Annotated in this window: 14 protein-coding genes and 1 pseudogene; 6 read left to right on the top strand and 9 right to left on the bottom strand. The window is 66.6% G+C overall.

Features of this window, described 5'->3' with window-relative positions; genetic code table 11:
- Genes FMQ63_RS04870 through FMQ63_RS04860 form a run of 3 tightly spaced genes read left to right on the top strand, consistent with a single transcriptional unit; the run spans position 1 to position 8,275 of the window.
- Positions 1-4,521: a hypothetical protein gene (locus FMQ63_RS04870; protein WP_011554504.1), complete on the top strand. Its 4,521-nt coding sequence runs from the start codon at positions 1-3 to the stop codon at positions 4,519-4,521.
- A 14-nt stretch (positions 4,522-4,535) separates the two neighbouring features.
- Entirely contained in the window at positions 4,536-6,305 is a 1,770-nt protein-coding gene (locus FMQ63_RS04865) for a hypothetical protein (RefSeq protein WP_100248069.1), read from the top strand.
- Positions 6,302-8,275: an ATP-binding protein gene (locus tag FMQ63_RS04860; protein ID WP_011554506.1), complete on the top strand. Its 1,974-nt coding sequence runs from the start codon at positions 6,302-6,304 to the stop codon at positions 8,273-8,275. The genes FMQ63_RS04865 and FMQ63_RS04860 overlap by 4 nt, the downstream gene beginning before the upstream one ends.
- Positions 8,276-8,305: 30 nt before the next feature.
- On the opposite strand, the gene FMQ63_RS04855 is transcribed toward FMQ63_RS04860, so the two are convergent.
- A complete protein-coding gene (locus tag FMQ63_RS04855; protein ID WP_011554507.1) occupies positions 8,306-9,013 on the bottom strand; it encodes a RibD family protein in 708 nt (235 codons plus the stop codon).
- 271 nt (positions 9,014-9,284) lie between these two features.
- Between FMQ63_RS04855 and FMQ63_RS04850 the strand changes: the two are divergent.
- Positions 9,285-9,997 (top strand): annotated as a pseudogene (locus tag FMQ63_RS04850) (LysR family transcriptional regulator).
- 46 nt (positions 9,998-10,043) lie between these two features.
- Here FMQ63_RS04850 and FMQ63_RS04845 read toward each other — a convergent pair.
- From FMQ63_RS04845 to FMQ63_RS37285, 3 genes are all read right to left on the bottom strand, one after another.
- Positions 10,044-12,791, bottom strand: coding sequence for an AAA family ATPase (locus tag FMQ63_RS04845; protein ID WP_011554508.1), 2,748 nt, complete (start codon positions 12,789-12,791; stop codon positions 10,044-10,046).
- Positions 12,788-13,915, bottom strand: a complete 1,128-nt coding sequence (locus FMQ63_RS04840) for a DNA repair exonuclease (protein ID WP_011554509.1) — start codon at positions 13,913-13,915, stop codon at positions 12,788-12,790. Before FMQ63_RS04840 ends, FMQ63_RS04845 begins: the two co-directional genes overlap by 4 nt.
- Positions 13,916-14,055: 140 nt before the next feature.
- Positions 14,056-14,217 carry a hypothetical protein gene (locus FMQ63_RS37285; RefSeq protein ID WP_011554510.1) on the bottom strand — a complete coding sequence of 54 codons (162 nt, stop codon included), beginning with the start codon at positions 14,215-14,217 and terminating at the stop codon, positions 14,056-14,058.
- A gap of 236 nt (positions 14,218-14,453) precedes the next feature.
- Here FMQ63_RS37285 and FMQ63_RS04835 point away from each other — a divergent pair, with 236 nt between their 5' ends.
- On the top strand, positions 14,454-15,509 hold the full coding sequence (locus FMQ63_RS04835) for a response regulator transcription factor (RefSeq protein WP_225909344.1): 1,056 nt from the start codon (positions 14,454-14,456) through the stop codon (positions 15,507-15,509).
- Positions 15,510-15,569: 60 nt separating this feature from the next.
- Here the strand turns inward: FMQ63_RS04835 and FMQ63_RS38650 are convergent, their stop codons facing one another.
- From FMQ63_RS38650 to FMQ63_RS04815, 5 genes are all read right to left on the bottom strand, one after another.
- Positions 15,570-15,740, bottom strand: coding sequence for a hypothetical protein (locus FMQ63_RS38650; protein ID WP_368665445.1), 171 nt, complete (start codon positions 15,738-15,740; stop codon positions 15,570-15,572).
- A gap of 152 nt (positions 15,741-15,892) precedes the next feature.
- Complete coding sequence (locus FMQ63_RS38645; protein ID WP_368667204.1) at positions 15,893-16,390, bottom strand: GNAT family N-acetyltransferase; 498 nt, start codon at positions 16,388-16,390, stop codon at positions 15,893-15,895.
- 95 nt (positions 16,391-16,485) lie between these two features.
- Positions 16,486-17,358 (bottom strand): sulfatase-like hydrolase/transferase, encoded by an 873-nt coding sequence (locus tag FMQ63_RS04825; protein WP_011554516.1) that lies wholly within the window; start codon positions 17,356-17,358, stop codon positions 16,486-16,488.
- A complete protein-coding gene (locus FMQ63_RS38640; RefSeq protein ID WP_368667205.1) occupies positions 17,292-17,645 on the bottom strand; it encodes a hypothetical protein in 354 nt (117 codons plus the stop codon). The genes FMQ63_RS04825 and FMQ63_RS38640 overlap by 67 nt, the downstream gene beginning before the upstream one ends.
- Positions 17,646-17,860: 215 nt before the next feature.
- Positions 17,861-19,060 (bottom strand): extracellular solute-binding protein, encoded by a 1,200-nt coding sequence (locus FMQ63_RS04815; protein WP_225909345.1) that lies wholly within the window; start codon positions 19,058-19,060, stop codon positions 17,861-17,863.
- Positions 19,061-19,547: 487 nt separating this feature from the next.
- Here FMQ63_RS04815 and FMQ63_RS04810 point away from each other — a divergent pair, with 487 nt between their 5' ends.
- On the top strand, positions 19,548-19,973 hold the full coding sequence (locus tag FMQ63_RS04810; RefSeq protein ID WP_020477869.1) for a hypothetical protein: 426 nt from the start codon (positions 19,548-19,550) through the stop codon (positions 19,971-19,973).
- Positions 19,974-20,051 lie beyond the last annotated feature (78 nt).

The following is a 20,051-nucleotide window of genomic DNA, read 5'->3' as shown; positions in this document are numbered from 1 at the left end:
ATGATTACCAAGCCGATTGCGGATCCGCTGGCCAACGAGCATGTGCTCCGCGTGGAGCCACGCATGGCGCCCTTCGGCGTGGACGCCGAGTGGAGGAGGAGGGCCCACTTCTTCACGGGACGCGCCGTGTCGGCGGACGCGCTCGCGCTGGAACAGGAACATCGCGCGGGGAGGCTCGCGCTCCTGGGCCAGCACCTCACGCCGGGCATCGTCGCCGGGCTGGAGGTTCATCTGGAGCGGGCGGGCACGCAGACCTTCATTCATGTCCGGCCCGGCAGCGGCATCGCCGTGACAGGCGAGGACGTCATCGTCCGCCGGCAGCTCCGCGCCCCGCTGGGAGCGATTCCCCTCTTCCCAGGACACCGGGACCCTTCCACGTTCTCCCTGGAGGCACTCGCCAACGAGGAGCCCCCCGTGGACCCGCTGCCATTTCCCAAAGCCGCGGTGCTGGTGCTGGTCCCCACCACGTCCGTGTTGACGCCACCGGCCTCGCAGACCGACGCCTGCGAGGTGGACCCGGAGTCCCATGCATTCGAGGACGCGGTGCGCACGGAGGGCGCGGCGCTGGTGCTCTGGGGCTGGCCCGAGGGCTGGTACATGCCGCAGGACTACTCGCTGCGCTGGCGCAGCCGGCTGGTGTACAGCCTCTTCGAACGGGAACGCCGTCGCCGGGGTGGACTGCTCGCCCCCTGGGAGCACGCGGGCGTTCCACTTGGACTGTTGGGCTTCGGGCAGGGTCCGGACGGTCCGGAGGCGTTGTTCGTCGACCGGCATGCGGTGGCGCGGGCGGGTGGACTGCCACGCGCGCGCACGCCGTTGCTGAAGTCCCGCGGCTCGCCCGTGCTGTGGCAGGCGCGCATCCTCCAGTTCAACGACCACCTGGCGGAGCTTCCCCCGGAGCGGCTCGCCCAGGACAAGGCCATCCTCTACTTCCGCCGCCTGCCGCCCGTGGGCGTGCTGCCTCCGGACGCCGTGGACTACCGCGCCTGGACGCGGCGCTTCTTCCCCGACCGGTTCGAGCTGGAGGCGGTCCCCATTCCACTGGAGCAGCTCGACACGGTGGCGATGGCCAGCGCGGCCCTGGAGCCGCTGGACATCACCCGCGAGGAGCGCGTTCGCATCCTCGTCCCCGTGCCTGGCGCCGTCTATGAGCCGGGGCTGCTGCACGACGCACCGCTGGACCCCGCCTTCCTCGCCGCCATCGAAGAAGGACTTCAGCGCCTGGGCGGATGGCTGAAACGGCGCATCGTCGTGCGCGCCCGGATGAGCACCCTCAAGGACAACCTGTACGGCGCCACCGGCAAGCACTATCCCCTGGTGGACCCGGAAGCCGACCCGGACGAGGCGCGCTACATCCCCGCCGCCGACCCGATGAATCCCACCGAAGAGGACTACGGCACGTCGGGTGAGACGGTGCCCTCGGCCGAGGCCTACCTGCAGAACCACTTCGAGCCGTCCTGGGGGTTGGCCGTCGATGCGCGCTCCGATTTGCTGCCTCGGCCCCAGGGAGACCCGACGCCCCGGCTGGAGTTCGCAGGACAGCTCACCTCCGCGCCCGTGGTCATCTCCACCGAGGACCGGGCGCATGTGTTGTTCCGGGGACCGTTCTGGACGCTGGGCTACCGGACCTTCGATGGCCGGGCGTGGAGCAAGGTGACGCCCGTGCTCCAGGGCAAGGTCAGGTCACGCTCCGTGCCCGTCGCGGCGATGTGGCCGCGCGGGCGGCTGGACGTCTACTTCCGGGACGACCAGGGCAACCTGCACAACACCTACCTGGACACCCGGGTCAGCAATCAGCCCTGGAGCAGCCCTCGCATCCTGGCGAGCGACGTCATGGGAGACGCCGCCGCGGTGTCTCCCTCCGAGGGACGCACGGACGTCTTCTACCAGGCCCTCCGAGGGCAGGTCCTCTCGCTCTGGTGGATGACCGTCACCGCCTCGCGCGTCATCCGGCCGAAGCCCTTTGAGACGCCGCTCGCGTTCAAGGGCGAGCCCATCTCGGCGGTGGTGTCGCGTGGCCAGCTCATGGCCTTCCTCCTGGACGCCCAGCGCAACATCCAGCAGGTCACCGTCTCCCCGGACCCCACGCACGGCGCGGTGGTCTGGACGAACCACTCGCTGGGACGGGAGGTCCGCTGGCTCAAGGCCTGCGCCTCACCGGATGACGGCACCGTGGATCTGGTCGTGCTCACGGGCAGCTCCCTGCTGCACCGGCGATTCAACGGTTTGGTGTGGAGCGAGTGGAAGGACCTGGGCAACAGCCATTCACTCACCGCCGCGCTGTCCGCGCCAGGCAAGGGCGTGCTGGATGTCCTGTCCCGAGCGGTCAACGGACGCATCCGGTACGCCCGATTCGATGGCACCACCTGGACGCCCTGGAAGACGCTCGGCACCGAGGTGGCACGCTCCGCGCCCGCGGCCATCCGGCGCGGCGACCAACTCGATGTGATTGTCAGGGCGCGTGAGAACCTCCTGTGGCATCGGCCGGTGCGCTCGCCCCTCCACACCACCCAGCGAACCCTGGGCCTGCGTGGGCTGATGCGCGACCTGTCCAACCGGATCCAGCAAGTCGACGAGGCCGTGGACGCCGCCTTCCTTCAGGTCCAGTCGGAAATCCATCGCGTCCGCCAGCTCATGCTGGGCAGCACCACCTCCGCCGTGATGACGGCGTCTCCCGTACTGACCGACGTCGCGCAGGCCGAGACGCGTGTCGCCACGTTGACGGACGTGGAGAAGTTCATCGGGGTCCTGAACGCGAAGCGCAAGGTGAGCTGGTCCACGGTCCGCTACCTGGATCAAACCAACCTCCGGGACCGGCTCCTCAAGGTATCGCCCGTCATCGGCACGCTTCACTCGGCGATGGCCATCAAGCGAGAGGTGCTCGGGAAGCTGTTCACGCTGCTCTCCGGCATGGAGTTCAACCTCGAGGCCGTGCAGGTCCCCAACGTGAAGGTCCCCCCGTGGCGACGGTCACGTGTGCCTCCGGTGGACGGACAGCCACCGCCCATCCCCACCCCGGAGCCGCGCATCGACATTCCGTTGAGCGAGCTGCGTGCCCTGACCGCGGAGGATTGGAACCAGGTGTTCACCGGTTACGTGGCGCCCAAGGTGCCCACGCGGGCGGAAGAGGCCACCTACTTCTCCATGTCCGTGGCCCAGCTCGAAGACGTGCTGGCCGTGCTGCGGAACCTCGAGGACCGTGTCATGCAATACCGGGAGGCCCTGGAGGAAGGCGGGCGCCTGGTGAGCGTGCTCCGGGCCCATGAGGCACGAGGAGGCGAGCGCCTGACAGTGATTGGCACGGAAGTCTCCGAGTCCCGCCAGGACGTCATGGTGGCTCGCGCACTCCTGGCCGAGGAGCAGACCCGGCTGCAACGCATCAACGAACGACGCGCCCTGGTGCTGCGCGAGCACGTTCGCTTCCTCGTCTACCACCGGCCGAGAGAGCAGGTCCTGGACCGCGCCACGCCCGTCCGCGCGTTGGACACCGGTATCTACGAGTCGGAGCTGCCCGCGGCGCTCGCGGAGACACGCGCCGCGCCTCCAGAACTCTGGGCCCTCATCCAGCTCCTGCGAGACGCCCCGCTGGACTGGTTCGCGCAGGGGCCATCGCTGTTCCAGCGCCTGGACCGGCTGGACCTCGTCCACCGGACCCTGGAAGGCGCACGGCAGCGCGCCACGGTGCGCGTTCCTCCCGCCCTCCCCCAGATCACCCGCGCGCCCAGCCGCTCGGGTGAAGGCGTGAACCGTGTCTTCACCGCGCAGAGCCAGGTTGTCTCCCAGGCCAGGGTCGTCACCGCGACGCTGGAGCTGGCCAGCCTCGTCCACCGCGGCTGGGCAGAGCTGGTGAAGATTGCGTTGCCCATCACCTCGTTCGGCGACCTGATGGACACCGCGCACGGGCGGCCGGACGTCGCACGAGCCGCGGCCCGTGAGCTGGAAAACACCGCCAAAGTGGCCACGTACCTCTACTTCCTCTTCGGCGAGGTGCCTCCACGCGTCCGAATGGAATGGGCGTCGATGCTCAGCGAGTATGACGCGCCGTGGGACCTGAGGGACCTGGCCCGGCTGCCCCAGTGGAACACGCTGGAGGTCACGAGCCGGCGCCAGCTTCAAGAGCTGGTGGACTGGCTCTTCGCGCAGATGAACCCGTCACGCACCCAGGCCGTGGCGCTGATGAACGACCTGGTGCGCTCGGCGCTGCTGCTCGCGAGCCACGCCCCCGTGGGAGAAATCGTCGCCGGGCACCTGCCGAAGCCAGCCCCCGCCAGGGTGGGAACGGTGCTGGACCTGCAAGTGGACCCATCGCGCATCCGCGTGGGCACCCATGTGCTGCTCGCATCCGGCGTTCACACGGTCCAGGCCGTGGTGGAGGACCTGGGCACCGGCACGGCACGGGCGCGCGTCTTCTCCACGAGCGCGGCCAGCGTGAACCTCGCGGAGAAGACGGTGGCGAAGTTCTCCGAGCCCGAGCAGCGAGGCGGCCTGCTCCCGACGCCGCGGCGGACACTGCTCCGGTGACCGCGGAACGGCGAGTGCGCCAGGTGAAGCTCGCGGCGGCCAGCACCGCGCTCGTCCGGAGAGGGGCGGTCCTCCTGGAGGATGCACTGCGCACCGCATCCCTTCCGGATGCTCCCGGAGGCCGGGTGCTGGTCATCCGCCAGTTGTCGCTCGGAACGATTCACGCGGACCGCAGCCCGGCCGCGCTCTCGCTCGTCGTGGAGCAACGCGTGCGCGAGGTGGCGCGGCTCGCGGTGCATGCGAGGTCGCAGTCCGCCGCCACCGCGCAGGCGGTCTACTTCCGGGATGAACTGGAACCCTTCGTGCTGCTGGCCACCCGGCTTGCCCAAGGGCTGCCCCTGGACGCCTGGTTCTGGCGGTTGGCCGTTCCTGGACTGCACTCGGGGATGTCCCGAGACGACGCGCTCCGCCTCGCGCTCGCCAGCGCCTTGCGGACGAAGCCGGGCCATGCCGCCGCGGTGACGCTCGTCTCCGAACTGCACGCGCTCGGTGCACTGGCCCCCCTGTTGGGCGCGCTGCGATGGCAGGATGGACCCGCGCTCGCCCGAGCCTGGTGGGGACACCTGCCGTCCCGCCCGGCGCCGCGGCTGCCCCTGGATGACGTAGGCCCGACGGAGCAGGTCTCCGAACCGCTCCAGAGTACCCTCGCGGGCTGGGCACGAACCTGGGGGGCCGGCGACGCCCGTGCCTTGTGGCTGGCTGCGGTGGCGCTCTGCACGCACATGCCATCCCGGGTAGCTGCGCCCAATCTCCCATCGCGGGCATGGCGGGTGCTGGGAGCGCTCCAGGCTTCCCCGACGCCGCACCTGCCCACGTCACGGGAATCGCCCGAACAAGCCCCTCCGAAGCCGGACACGCCCACTGCCCCCGCTGACACGGGCGTGGTTCCGGGCATCGCAGCGTCGTCGCATCCATCGGTGCGGGCGCTTTCCGGCGCCCCTTCTTCCGACAACGTGACGAAGCCCCTGGATGCCACACCCGCGTCCCGGTCGGGGGTGACTGCGGCTCCGCAGCCGAGGGCACGCCCCGCGCCCGCGGACACGGACGAGGCACCTAGAGACACTGGAACCACGCCTCAGGATGCTCGCCAGCGCGACGTGACGGAGGAAGCGCTCCCCACAGTCGCAGGGGGACTCCTCTTCCTCGTGCCCATGCTGAATGCACTGGGCCTCGGGGAGTTCCTGGCGGGCCACCCGGCACTCGCCGACCTTGGAATCCCGGAGCGCCTCCTCTGTCACGTCGCCGAGCGCCTGGGTGTTCCTTCGACGGACCCATTGTTCCGCGTGCTCCAGGAGGCCACAGCAGGGCCGTTGCCCGAGCCCAGCCCCTTCGTCCTCCCTGTTCGCTTCCAGGCAGGCGTCGGCGCGCGAGCACCGTTCCGTCTCGTCCGCGAACCCACGGGACGCTGCGTTGCCTTCGATGCACGAACCCGGGTACCGCTCGCCTCGACGTCTCACGGGGAAGCGCTGCCCCCACCCTTCGACCGATGCCTCACGACGCCCCTGGCACATCGGCTCCCCTGGGATGACGCCAACCTCATGCTGCGCGCGGCCCTCCTCGCGGTGGGCCGCGTCACGCGACGGCTGGCACACATGGGACTGCGAGCGCTCGTCCTCCGTCCCGGCTGCCTCGTCGCGACCCGCACGCATCTGGACATCGTCTTCGCCGCCTCGCTGGCGGACATCCGCATCCGCCGCGCGGGGCTCGACATCAATCCGGGCTGGGTTCCCTGGCTCGCCCGCGTCATCCAGTACCACTACCAATACGACGAGACCGGAGAATGACGACGTCGTCCCTGCCCCTTCGCACCACGGTCCTCGCGGCATTGGCCCTCACACAAGAGGACTCGGGGGATGGAGAAGCCATCGAGCTGCGCTACCTGCGTCAGCACCTGGATGCAACGGGGCGGGACTGGGTCGCTCGCGCTCGGGAGCGCCTCACACGTCCAGGCTCCGAGGATGCTGGACTCGTCATGCTCGGCGAAGTGCTCGGGCTCTCCCTGGTGGAGCTCCTGGCAGTGGCTCTGGTCGCCGCCGTCGAGCAGGACCCGATGGTGGGCCGGGCCGTCGCGTACCTTCAAGCACCCGTGGAGGCCTCCAGACCAACGCTGGGACTGGTTTCCAGCGCACTGGCGCCGGCCGCTTCCGGAGGCCAGGAGGCCCTGCTCCTCCTCACCGCCGGAGCGGCCCTGGGCAGCGGGCTGCTGACGCGCCTCCGGGAGGACCTTCCACTGTGTGAGCAAACGCTGGCCATGCCGCTGCCGCTCTTCCTGGCGCTGTCCGGGCACGACGTCACCTGGCCTGGGGCAACGCTCGGCTCGGCCCGCCTCATGGACGCACCGCTGCCTCCCTCCATCATGGATGGCGTGCGCCGGCATGCGCGCTTTCTCGCAGGCTCGCCTCGGTCGATGCTCGTGCTGCGCGGCACGTCGGTTTCTGAAACCCGCACCGTGGCGGCGGCGGTCGCCATGACGCTCGGACGAGCCCCCCTCTTCCTCGGAGCGGAGCTCCAGCGGGGATTGGGGCCCTTCCTGATTCAGCGAGGGCTGCTCCCCATTCATGTCCACGACCTCGCGCCCGGCGAACGAAAGGTGCTTCCCAACGTGCCGTACTACGACGGCCCCGTGCTGGCCATCACCGGACCCGAGGGCACGCTCGACGCGACGGACCGCACCGTGTTGCGCTGGTCCGTTCCACGACCTCCCAGCGAGGAACGGCGGGCCCTGTGGGAGTCCTCACTGGGCGCACCGAACCTCGCCGAGGAGCTGGCCCGACGGCACCGTCAGGGAGCAGGGCGCATTGCCCAGCTTGGCCGGCTGGCCCGGCAGAAGGCGGAGCTGGACGGGCGACCGGCGCCCGAGCTGCAAGACGTGCTCGCAGCGGCCTGGGAGGCGGAATCCGAGGGCATGGGCACACTCGCGGAGCCCTTGATGGACGCCATAGGCGACGACGCCATCGTCCTCGTGCCCCAGGTGAAACGAGAACTGGAGCTTCTCCTGGCGCGGTGCCGTGCTCGGGACGATCTGGTCCACGGCCTGGGCCCCTCCGCGACGGTGCGCTATCGCGCGGGTGTCCGGGCACTCTTCATGGGCGCGTCGGGCACGGGCAAGACGCTCGCCGCGGGATGGCTGGCCACGAAACTCGGACTGCCGCTCTACCGCGTGGATCTGGCATCCGTGACGAGCAAGTACATCGGTGAGACGGAGAAGAACCTCTCGCAGCTCTTCGCGCGGGCCGAGCACGCCGACCTGGTACTGCTCTTCGATGAGGCGGACTCGCTCTTCGCCAAGCGCACCGACGTGAAGGACTCGAACGACCGGTTCGCCAACGCACAGACGAACTACCTGCTCCAACGAATCGAGGCCTTCGACGGCGTGGCCATCCTGACCAGCAACAGCAAGAGCCGGTTCGATTCAGCCTTTACGCGCCGCCTCGATGCCATCATCGACTTCACCCTGCCCGGGCCCGCCGAGCGGCGCGCGCTCTGGACCACGCATCTGGGCATGGCGCACGAACTTCCCGCCAAGGAATTGAACCGACTGGCGGCGACGGCGGACCTGGCCGGAGGGCAGATTCGCAACGTGGTGCTGACGGCCGCGCTCATCGCGCGTGAGGCGGGCCGCTCCATCCAACCACCGGACATCATCGAGGCGCTCGTGCATGAGTACCGGAAGCAGGGCCGCGAGCCCCCCTCCGAGCTCCGCACCACGCCCCTGGGCTCCGCTGACGGCGCCCGTGACACATGGCGCCGCTAACGTGGCAGTCCACCCCGCCCCTTCTGCTCATCACCTTTTCGATTCTGATTTGCGCACCTTGTACTTCAGCCAGAGCATGTCGCTCTTCCGCGGCTCGCAGGAGACCAGCTTGAGATGACGGGCCGGGCCCCTTCCCTCGCCCGCATCGAACAGAGAAGGCGTTCCGATGGAACCATCCGCGATGGGCGCCACCAAGACACTCAGCTCGTCGATGAGGTCCTCTGCCAGGAAGGAGCCGTTGATCTTCCCACCGCCCTCCAGGAGCAACCGCTTGATGCCGAAGTCCTTACGGAGCTTTTCGAGCACCCTCGTCAAGTTCAGCTCCGTCTTGCCGCCAAACAGGTAAGAGACGCCCTTCGACTGGAGGAAGGCCAGGTAGTCGTCAGAGACCTGCTCCGTGAGAATGGTGATGACGTGCTCGTCATCGATGGAGCCAAACTTCCAGGTGAGCTTGCCCGTGGGGTCCAGCGCGATGGCGTAGGACTCCGCGTCACGCCTCGCGATGAAGTCCGTCCTTGGAATCGGCTGGCCTGACTTGCGTACCGGGACCTTCGCCTTCCCCGCGTAGGGTTCCATCGAAATCCGCCCAATCATCCAGCCATCGGCGTCGAACGTCTCCGCCGTCCGCTCGTACTCGGACAGGGCGCGCGACGAGAGCTTCCAGTTCCTCGTGACAATGCGCCCATCGATGGAGGGCACCATGTGGCAAATCACGTACGGGCGCTTCGCTCTGCGCATCTGCTGTCTCCTCGGACTCTGGGCGCGGTCGTCAGGGTGACGTCTTCCTGACGAGCCCCTGGGACCGCCTCAAACGGCTTTCCAGCGGCGGGGGTGCCCCATGCCTGAATCGTGTTCATCGTATTGCTCCTGGGAGAAGGGAGGGATTCTCCGGTGAAGGACAGATCAATACGGTCCACGTTTCCAGGGCACTAGGCGCCGTCGCGCCATATGGGATTTGAAGCCATGCTTGATAATCGGCTACCACGCCTACCTGTTAGGGACTCACGCGATGAAGACGGCGCTTCTCCCTCAGCTTCAGACCTTCCTCGTGGTGGCGCGCCTGCGCAGCTTCAGCGCGGCGGCTCGCGAACTGGGGCTCTCTGCCTCTGCGGTCAGCCAGTCTGTACGCCAGCTCAAAGCGCAACTCAATGTAGTCCTGCTGACCCGCACCACGCGGAGCGTGTCGCTGACCGAAGTGGGCAGGCGCTTGGTCGAGAAGGCAGGCCCCGCCCTGGGTCAGACCTTCGCGGCCCTCACCGAGGTCTCAGCGAATCCAGGTGAGCCGGTCGGCCGGCTCCGGCTGTCGGTGCCCCGGACCGCGGTGCCCTTTGCCATCACGCCCGTGCTGCCGACCTTTCGCGCACGCCACCCACGCGTGGAGGTGGAGGTCGTCGTCGAGGACCGCTTCGTGGACGTCGTGCCGAGGCCTGGGAGCTGGCGCGCGGCCGGCGGAACTGGCGTGTGCCCGTGCGCGGAGGCGTCGTCACCAATGAAAGCCGGCTGACCACGATTCTGGCGGAGGAGAACATGGGACTCGCCTATTGCCTTGAGTCGACAGTGGCGAAGCAGCTCCGGAGCGGGCGGCTGAGGTGTGTGCTTGAGGCGTACGCGCCCACGGTGCCTGGCTTCTTTCTCTACTACCCCAGCCGTGCGCAGCGCTCCGAGCCGCTGCGCATCTTCGTCGAGATGGCGAAGGAGCTGGCTGCGCGTGCCTTCGATTAGCTACAGGTCAGCACGGGCGCGAGGGGTTGAATGACTTGCTTTCGGGTCAAGAAGACGGCGAGGACGCCTGAGCCAGGGCCCTCAGGTCGAACTCCTTCACTCCCCGGAGAGTCCGGTAGCGCTCCGGGAAGGCCGTGAGGATGAGAATCTGCAACGTGTCCCCCGCGCTCTCGATGACCTCCAGGGCGCGCTGGTGCCGGGCCGCGTCCGTGTTCACCAGTGCGTCGTCGAGGACGACGAGCTGTGGCTCCGGCCGCGGCCCTTTCTTGGCCAGCAGCTCCCCGAGCGCCAGCCTCAAAGCGAACAGGGTCTGCTCCCGCATCCCCCACGAAAAGCCCTCCAGCGGCCAGGGGCCCCCCGCCGTCTGCAACCGTGCCTCGCTGAACTCTGCGTCCAGCAAGAGTTGCTCGAGCCGCCCTCCTCCACGGATATACGCAAGGCGGGAGTGGAGCTCCTGCTCGATGGGCGCCAGGAACGTCTGGTTCACTTGGTCCTGCCAGGCCTGGGACATCGTGCGGAGGCTCTCCGCGGCCCGGGCCCGTGTCTCCAGTCGCTGGTACGCGGCTTCCGCCAGGGCCAGCTTCTCCTCCGCCTCGCAGAGCCGCGAGTACAGACCGTCCGCTGCCGCCTGCTCCAGCAGCGCCTGCGCCCGGATGCGCTTCTCCTGGTTCTTCTTCTCCTCGTCTCCGATCCGCTCCAACGTGTCCTGCAGCTTCTTACGCTCGACCGTGGCGCGTGCTTCCAGCCTGGGAAGTTGCGCTCGGAGCCCCCTGACCATGTTCTCCAGACGGCTCAGCTCCGCCTCCGCCCGCTCTACCTCCGCGCCCAGCCCTTCGAGGGACAAGCCCAGGGTGTTGAGCTGGGTCTTCAGCTCCAAGCCCAGCGCCTGGGCCGCAGCCTGCGCGGAGCTGCGCCCCTGAGTGACGACCTTGAGGTGCTGCTCTGCCTTCCGGAGAGCTCCTTCCACCTCCTCCCGCGCCTTGTCCCGGGCCTTCACCTCCTGCCTGCGGGCCTTGAGTTCCTCCGTCAGCGCCTTCAGCTCGGGAAATGGGTGGGTCTGTAGCTCCTCCCGCGAAAGGTTGAGCTGGGCGCTCAGTGCCCCCGTCTTCCGTGCCTGCTCACGCTGCTGTTCCTTGAGCACCTCGACGCTCTCGACTTTGTTGTCCTCCAAGAACTGGCTCCGTGCCTCCTCGTACTTCGACAGCTCCTGAAGCACGACCTGCTGGGACGCCCACTCCGCGCGCAGACCCACCACATCATCGACTCCGTGCTCATGGAGGCGGCGCGCCAGGTCCTTCCGGTGCTTCTCGACCTCCGCTTCGAGCTTGCCAATCTCCTCGGCCGCAGTGCGCACGCGGACTTCACCCACTCCCTTGATGCGCAGTGCACCAGCACGCACCCCCGAGAAGACCTTCTGCTCCTCCCTTGTGAGCTTGTGCGGTGTGGTGTGACCCTGGGCCTCCCACTCGATACGCTGCGGGCTCTCGGCAGTGAAGGAGACCTCGACCCCCTGTGCGTCCAGCCTGTCCAGGGCCTGATTCAGCTTGCGCTGCACCTCCTCGGCGCGCTTTACCTCTGCGTCTGGAAGCGCCTTCAGCGCCGCAGTCTTGCGTCGGGCATTCTCCACTGCGGTCTCCACCCGCGTCCCCTGCTTGACGAGCCCGTCCAACTTCCGCTGCTCCGCCAGGGAAGCGCGCGCATCTTCGAGGAGTCGTCCTCGTTCCACGCGCTGCTCCGCCAGCTCCACCTCCCCCTGCTGAGCCTTGTGTCGCTCGCGTGCTTCGCGAGCCCCGTCTTCGGCGCGCCGGACGAGTCCCTGGGCCTCCTGCAAGGCCGGCTCGTTGCGAGCCAGCAGGTCCTCCTGCTGGACCACCTTCTGCTGGAGCGCGAGAAGCTCTCGCTGCTTCTGGTCCAGCGCCTGCCACTCTTTTCGCTGACGCTCGACGTCCTTCTCCCGGAGCGCCGCCTGCTGCTCCAGCTTCTCCTCCTCCGCGATGCGCTCCTGCAAGCTAGCGAGCCGCTGCTCATAGGTCCTCCGTTCCTCCGCCAGGGAGAGCTGCTTCTGGCCGAGGTCCATGCTCTCGCTGGCAAGCTGCTCGATCTCCGCCAACCGCTGAGTCAACCGAGCTGCCTCCTCGCGCAACTCCCGCATGCGAGCACCCTCACGATCGAGGTCGCTTCCGGTGACGAGCTTTCCCGTCTTGGGCGTGAAGAACTGGCGGTAGGCCCCCTCCATTGCCTTCAGGAGGGACTGTTCCTCGTTGCTCAGGGCGGCGACTCCAACCGTCTCAAGGAGGCGGGCCTTGAGCGGTGTATCGAGGCCGGGCAGGTCGTACCGCTCTTCCGACTGATTCAACCAGAGCAACCGAGCCAAGCCCCAGTTGCCCACCTTCGTCACGCCGTTGCCGGGCACGCTGGAGACAAGGAAGCCTCGGAGCAACGCATCCGCCTCCTGCGATTCAGCGAGCCGCTCGAACCGACTCCCCGTCCACTCATCCAGGACGCTACTGGCGTCGTCCAGGAAAGCCTTCTCAAGCCGGTAGCGCTTCCCCCCCGTCTCGAACTCCAGCTTCACTCGCGGAGAGAGCTTGGTCTGCCAGGGACGAAGCAGGTTCATCTCTCGGTCCTTCGTGGAGTGGCGGTCGAACAGCGCCCTTGCGACGGCCAGGATGAGGCTCGACTTACCCGTCTCATTGGGCGCATGGATGACATGGATGCCCGTTCCCAGCCCTTGCAGGTCCACCGGGCTCCGGAAGCAGCGAAAGTGCTGGACGCAAAGCCTGCGCAAAATCATTTCCACACCTCCATCACCAGCTCTGACAGCAACTGTCTGGCCGCGGTCCTGACGGGCTCCGGCGTGGCACCTGGTCCAACTGCGGCCGGTTTGTTCAGCCCATCCAGCAACGAGGAGACCAGACTGCTCGAACCTGCGATGTCCGCGAGGCGCCCCTCTGCCTTCGCGCGTGGTATGTCCTCGCGCTCGATGCAGACATGAAGGAGCCCTCCCCCCTGAAGCTCCTCACGGAACGCCTCCAACCCTGATGAGGCGTCCTCGGAAGAAAATCCCGTCGTGTGAATGCGCAGCAGCGCCCTTTCGGGGCGCGCCAGCTGCGCCACGAGCTCCCGAGCCCGAGCCACCTCCGGCTCGTGGCCCTGACTCAGGTCCAGCTCCACCGTCCTCCAGGTCAGCGCCCCTGTTGCAATCGGCTCCAGCCGGGGCACGGCGCCCCGCGACGAGAGTTCCACCAGCAGTGCCTGCCCCGAGCCCACCTCACCGAACTTCGTCGTCTCGTGGGCTCCCGAGTAGGCCGTACGACCGTCATGGACGTACTGCCCATGCCAGTGACCCAAGGCCAGGTAGTCGAGGCCAGCGCGGACCGCCGCGTCCAGTGCGATGGGGAAGTCGTCCGCGGCGTGCTTGCCTTCGATGCGCAGGGAGCCATGCGCCACGCCGATGCGAATCACGTCCAGGCCGGACGCCATCTCCCAGCCGGCGGTGGGGTCCTTCATACCCTTCTTCTGGCGGAGTGGCGCGGGGAGCAACACGGCATCGGTGTGCGGGATGGGCACCGCCGCATTCCCATCCAGCACGGTGATGTGATCCGGGCGCTGATTCCAGGAGGCCCGGCGGAAGACGGCATCCGGCGTCAGCGCATCGTGGTTGCCGGGCAGGACGTACACGGGCGCGAGAGAGCCCGCGAGCACCTTGATGACCGCATGGACGACGCGGTCCTCGACGACATTGTGCTCGAAGATGTCACCCGCCAGGACGACGGCATCCACCTTCGACCGGTTGGCCGCGCTGATGACGTTGCTCGCGGCCTCCAGTCTCGCCTTCCGGACGTCCTCCGCGACATGAGCCACATGACGGGCTCGGAGGCCCATCTGCCAATCCGCTGAATGAAGAATCCTGACCATTTAAAGGACGGTACAGATGTGTCGCGGAGCCGCACATACCTCCAGGGTGGTAGTACTGGCTTCATGAGATCTGACGTGGAGGGGCCACGCCTATCCGGCGAGGCTGACGCAGAGTTCGAGCGCGTTGAAACACACAGGGGTCATGTACTGGCTGGGACCTCGTCGAGCATGGCGATGAGCGGCGAGGTGGCCCGGCGGAAGTCCGCGCCGTAGTTGAGCTTGGAGATGAACCGCGCGCTCATCTTCCGCGCGAAGAGACACGAAGCCCTCGCATCCTCCGTCCAGTTGTCGCTGGAGAGCACGCCGAGCCGCTGCGCCCCATCATCAAGGCGGCGGAGGAGCTGGCCATGCGCACCTTCGAATAGCGACAGGCCAGCACGGGCGCAAGGGGGGAGCGTCTACCTCTCCGGAGGTACTGACAGACAGTGACCAGGAACCTATTCAGGACCTGAACGTCTATGCTGTCCATCGGTGCATCTACTGGCCGGGGGGATGAATGGTCGCGTCAATTCACTTCAGCTCGCGTGAGCGCATGCTCATGCGCGATGTCGCCGTCGCACTCAATGGTTCGCTGCACCTGTCAGACATGCTGGGACAAGCGAGAAGATTGCTGACCCAGCTCGTCCCCGCCGATTACACGGGTCTGTGCATCGTCAGCCGAGGGCGACCATCGACATACGAGTGGGTCGAGGAGGCAGGCGCACCCAACGCCCTGCTGGCCCGGTATGCCGAGCTGCAACCCGATGACTTCGTGCTCAAATCCGTCGTACGCCAACGCGACACGGTGCTCCGGGACTCGGAGATGCTGCCGCGAAAGGAACTGGAGAGGAGCCCGCTCTACCTGCGCAGCTGTGAGCTGGGTCTGAAACTGGAGCAGGTCTTGGCCACGCTCATGACGGTCCAGCATGGCATGTACTGCGGATTCACCATGTACCGGGACCGGCGACGCCCCTTCTCTCGGAAGGCTCAAGCGGCATTGCAGCTCCTCTCCCCCAGCTTTGCGGCCGCGATCTACAAAAGCCACCACATGGACAGCCTGCTGACGGGCGAGCGCCTCCTGGACGCCATGAGTCGACGTCAGGGCTTCCAGTTCCTCGTCGTAGCGCCCCCCGCGTTCGAGACGCGTCGCTCCGAGCGCGCGACTGCGTTGGTGGAGAAGTGGTTCACCAAAGACGAACGGACTCGGGCGGGACTTCCCAAGCCGATGCTTGAGCACATCAAGACGTTGTCCCAGGTAGACATCCTCATGAGGCCGCGGGAGCACCGACTGATCTTCCCGCGCGACGATGAGAATCTGGTGGTGATCTTCATCGAACTTCCCGAATCGGATGGGCCGAGGCAGTGGGCGATGCTTCTGCACGAAGTTCCCAAGTCCATTCCGCTTCCAGAAGAGCTTGCTCAGTATTTGAGTGCGAGGGAGATGCAAATCGCGTGGGGGCTCCTCAGGAACTGGAGCCCAGAGTTGATTGCCAAGGAGTTCAACATCACTCTTCACACGGCAAAAACTCACGTGCGCAACATCTACAAGGCTCTGAACTGCGACAACCGGGTCGACTTCCTGTACCAGGCCGCGCGGCTCCTGCGACCTATTTGAAGCACACGGCATGGCCATCCTCCCTTCTGAAGTGCCCGCTGATGAGGAAGGATGGTCCGGTCAAGGGGAGATGTCTCTACCTCTCGAGAGGTACGTGCTCTCCTCGGGTATCTGCGCGGCGAACCGCTCCAGCGTACTGGAGGGAATGCCATCCAGAGCGGCGATGAGCGGCAACGTGAAGCGACAAAAGCTCGTGTCATAGAGCGGCTCGGAGATGAACCGCGCGCCCATTCGCCGAGCAACGAGCGCGGGCGACCGAGGCAACCGCACCGTGTCCCACTACTCTTCCAGGGCGCGTGCCCGATCCTCGGGCGTGTAGAAGGGCGTGCTCGACACGGCAGGTGTCACGGAATCTTCGGGAGTCCTCACCCTCCAGTGGGGGCTCAGCCAGCCGTGGTGGGCAATGGCCTGCTGGATGAGGCGCGCATCCACCTCCGAGTCCGTCTCCAGATTCGCCCTGGCAAGCCAGTGGTGACGCCGCGCCGCCGGCTCTCAGCGTAGAAGGCAGCCTGCAGCAGCACCACCGCATCGGAGTGCCGCCACTGCCGGTGCACGCAGAAGCGCGCTGCTTCCGCCACCACCTGTCCTGGTTCAACCAGACCCGTCAGGTCCAAGCGATGCTCCATCTCGACGCCCAGCACGCCGCCGGTCGCGGATGCCACCTCGGGATTCGGCAGCAGTATCCGCACGGTCGCCACGGGCCCGTGCTCCACGTAGACGACCAGGTGGACGGTGCTCGACAATTTGTCGAAGCCATTCACCTCCCGCTGTGTCGGGAACTCCTGTCCGGCCATCAACCGCATCTCGCCTCCGAAAACAACCCAACGGACGCGAAGCGCGTCATCCAGCTCTTGCTGAGTCGTGACAACACGGCAGGTCATGGACGGCATGGGGCCCCCTTCGACGTGGTGAAGGTCCGGCATCAAGCCGGCCTGCGCCACGTGCGAAGGGCTCCGCGCTGTCGAACGGCGTGACCTCAGTCCCGCAGCGGGCCCTTTGTCGGCGCGTTCCGATTCAGGTTCTGGGGCAGCAACCGCTTCTTCTCCCACTGCTCCTTCAGGACCTTGTCGAGCGCGTCACGGATGTCTTGCGACAAGGGCTGCGCCGCCACCGCGCTGCACCGGTTCCGGGTCTCCAGCGGGTCCTCCGTGAGGTCGTAACACTCGTACTCACGAGGAATGAACCGCGCCGTGGCGACCTCGTCCGTGTTCCCCGCCGCGCCCACGAAGAAGCGCGGGTTGTCCGAATAGCAACTGTACTTCCAGGGCGTGTCTCCCGTGAGCTCGGGAAGGCGGGTGACCACCGTCTCGATGTGCTTGGGCTGGATGACGCCCGCGAACGCCTGGCCGGTGAGGTTGTTGGTCATCTGGAGCCCTGACTCGACGTTGTCGTCGGTCATGAAATAGATGGGCTCATGCCGCTCGGACTCCCGGCCCAGCACCAGACCGGACAGGTCCCTGCCCACCAGCAGCTGCGCCTCCGAGTGGTCCCGTGCCAGCTCTCGCCGGGCCGCATCCGCGTCGATTCCCGCGAGCCCCAGCAGCGTCGGCACCAGGTCCACGTGCGACGTCACCACCTCCGTCTTCCGGGGCTCCGGAAACAGCCTTGGATTTGAAATGACGCACGGCACGTGCAGCGTCTCCTGATAGGCATTGTACCACTTCTGCATCATGCCGCCGTGAGCCCCGAGCATCTCACCATGGTCGGACGTGAGGACGACGATGGTGTTCTCTAAGAAGGAGGTCTTTTTGAGATGTTCGTAAACCCGTTGGCTGTGTTTACTCACCTCCGCCATGAGGAAGTAATAGAACTGCCGGTACGACGCGGTATCGCGCTGCGGCAGGTACATGCGCGGATACGTGTAGACGTAGTCCTTCTGACAGCGCGGCTTGCTTTCGAGCGACTCACCTGCCGTTGGCGAAGGGGCAACGTCCGGCAGCTTCCCCGCTTGCGGAAGTACTCCCCCAACGTGGGAACGGTGTTGGGCGCCAGCCAGTACATGTCCGGATCGAACGAGGACTTCCCGATGCCGAGCGTCTGACTCACGCCATGAAACGACGGACATTGCCCCGTGTAGAGCGTGGTGCGGCTGGGCGCGCAGGCCGTGGAGGCCGTGTGGTGCCGGAGGAACTCGATGCCATGCTTGCGGAGCTCCTGGCCAACCTGGTCATTCTCGACACGAAGCAGACGGGCCTCTTCGTTCTCGTACGGAGGCGGAGATCATTCCTCGTCCGTGGTGATGATGAGGAAGTTGGGGCGCTTGCCAGCAACCGTCATGTCACGACCTCCTGATGGGGATCGCAAACTGTAACGCAGAAGGCCGTGACGCATGACGACACCCGCACGTCTTTCTACTGCAGCGCGTCCATCAGCGCCGACTGGAGCGTCTTCCGGTTCTGCGGGAAGCCCTGATTGGGATAGGGCCGAGCCCCGCTCAAGAACTGCACATACTTCTGATACATCGGATCAGAACGCGCGGGCTCCTGCTGATAGAAAGCCTGGGTGGCCTGTAGCAGATAGCGCGGCGTCGTGCCCTGCGGCGCGTCCCCGCTGAAGGCGATGAGGCTGCGCACGTCTGGGTCCTTCATGAAGTCGGTGAAGGCGTGGGCGTCCTCGGCACACGTCCCCGTGCACTCCGCACTGACCACCAGCGCATCCACGAACACCGCGGGCGCGGAGCCCGTGCCCAGCGGAACGGAGATGACTTCTGGCAGCGCCATGCCCGGGCTGGCCTTCCGGACGAAGAACAGGCGCTCCGTGTAGCCCATGAAGCCGTTGGCCTGCCCCAAGGCGAACGCCTCTTCCGCCAGGGAACTATCCGCGTAGGTGCCGTCGAGGCATGGGTTGACGCCTGCCTCCAGCTCACAGCTCTTCACCACGTCCTCGAACGAAGCCAGCGCCGACGCGTCCAGCGGCAGCGACAACGCCTGGGACAACACGCCCGTGGGATTCGTGTCGGCCCACGCGTCCAAGTAGGACGAGGGCAGCGTCCAGCTTCCGCTGTAATTGGCCGCCAACGGGCGCATCCCCGGTGCCACATCCGTGAGGATCTGGACCAGGGAATCGCCATCCGTGGCCGACGACAGGTAGGGGCTGTTCGAGTAGACGACGTAGCTGCACAGATAGGTCGGCACCCCGTAGCTCTGGCCAGCGATGGAGACGGCTTCTTCCGCCGCCGGATGCGCGGCCCCCGCCTCCAGGGCGACGGGCTGCACCCAGCCCTTCGACACGAGCTCACCCATGATGAGCGTGTCGATCTCCACCACCTGCGCGGCCCCTGCTCCAGGCCCAAGAAGCTGGTTCAGGGTGCCTCCGTCGTCCAGGTCATAGAGGTCCAGCTTCGCGTCGAACACGATGTCCACGTCGATGTCCGAATGCTCCCGCTCGAAATCCGCCTCCAGCCGTTGCTTGAGGCTGGCGAAGCCATCCCCCGCCGAGTCCGGAATGTAGGGGAAGAGGACAACCTTCAACGGCCGTGGGGCCTCGGGTTCGGGGTCCGAGCAGGCGCCCAGGGATAGGGCGAGAACGCAGGGCAAAGCTCTCCATTGCATGGTGTGGCTCCAGTGGATTGAGGGAGCCGCCCCGCGCAACGGCGGGAGCGGTATCAAGGGTCAGTCTACCACGCCACACTGTCCACCACTCCTCACTCGCTCCGGCCTGCGCCTGGCCTTGACCCGACGCGGCCGGCCCACCTTCGCAAACCAGACAATACCAACACTCCACCACTGTCCCTCAATCGACATGCCAAACCACAACCACAAACCACTCCCACACCTCAGCCACTCAATGCCATATACAGACAAAGCCATCCAGCAACACCAGAGATGCCCCGGGCCCCGGGTGGCCGCATCCACTCACGCTCTGAGTGACTGACAGGACTTCACGACCGAGAGGGGTTCGGACTCCCAATCGCGAACGCACCACCACACAACGAGGAACGCAGACATGATCGGAACCCTCTCTAAAGTCGTGGGATTGGCGTCATTGCTCCTTGTGGCCAGCAGCGCAGACGCAGCCATTCAAAAGAAGCTCATTCACATGACCGTCTACAGCGAGACCGGCGAGAGCGCCGCGTTCCGCGCCATCGATGGACAGCCCGTCAGCGCCACCAACGAAACGCTGAAGCTGTCCTACCGTATCGTGCCAGAGGTCATCGCCCCCGACACCGTTCGCTACACCATCTACAATGGCTATGACCTCGAGTCGGCCGCTCCCATCGAGGTCATCGAGGCCCGTGCGGACGGAAAGATCCACCAGGGGCTCCGCGCCTCCTTCAAGGTCTCCGTGACGACCGTGGAAGACCGAGCGATGGACATCAACCCGCTGGAAGCCCCATCTGACAATGACAAGGCCCTCAAGTGCTGTGTCACCTGCGGCGGCTGGCGCTACTGCTGTACGCCCGCCGCGGGCTACTGCTGCACCGTCTCCACGGCGTGCGGCCTCGGCTGCCGTGTCTGCAATTGAGCCGGCCCATCGAACCTGAACCTTGAACAGACCATCCGCGTGAGATCTCTCCTCTCACGCGGATGGCCATTTCATGCA

This window comes from Myxococcus sp. CA005, assembly GCF_006518205.1.
Taxonomy (GTDB): domain Bacteria; phylum Myxococcota; class Myxococcia; order Myxococcales; family Myxococcaceae; genus Myxococcus; species Myxococcus xanthus.
The sequence above is the reverse complement of the archived record's forward strand: the minus strand, read 5'-3'. Positions and strand labels throughout refer to the sequence as shown.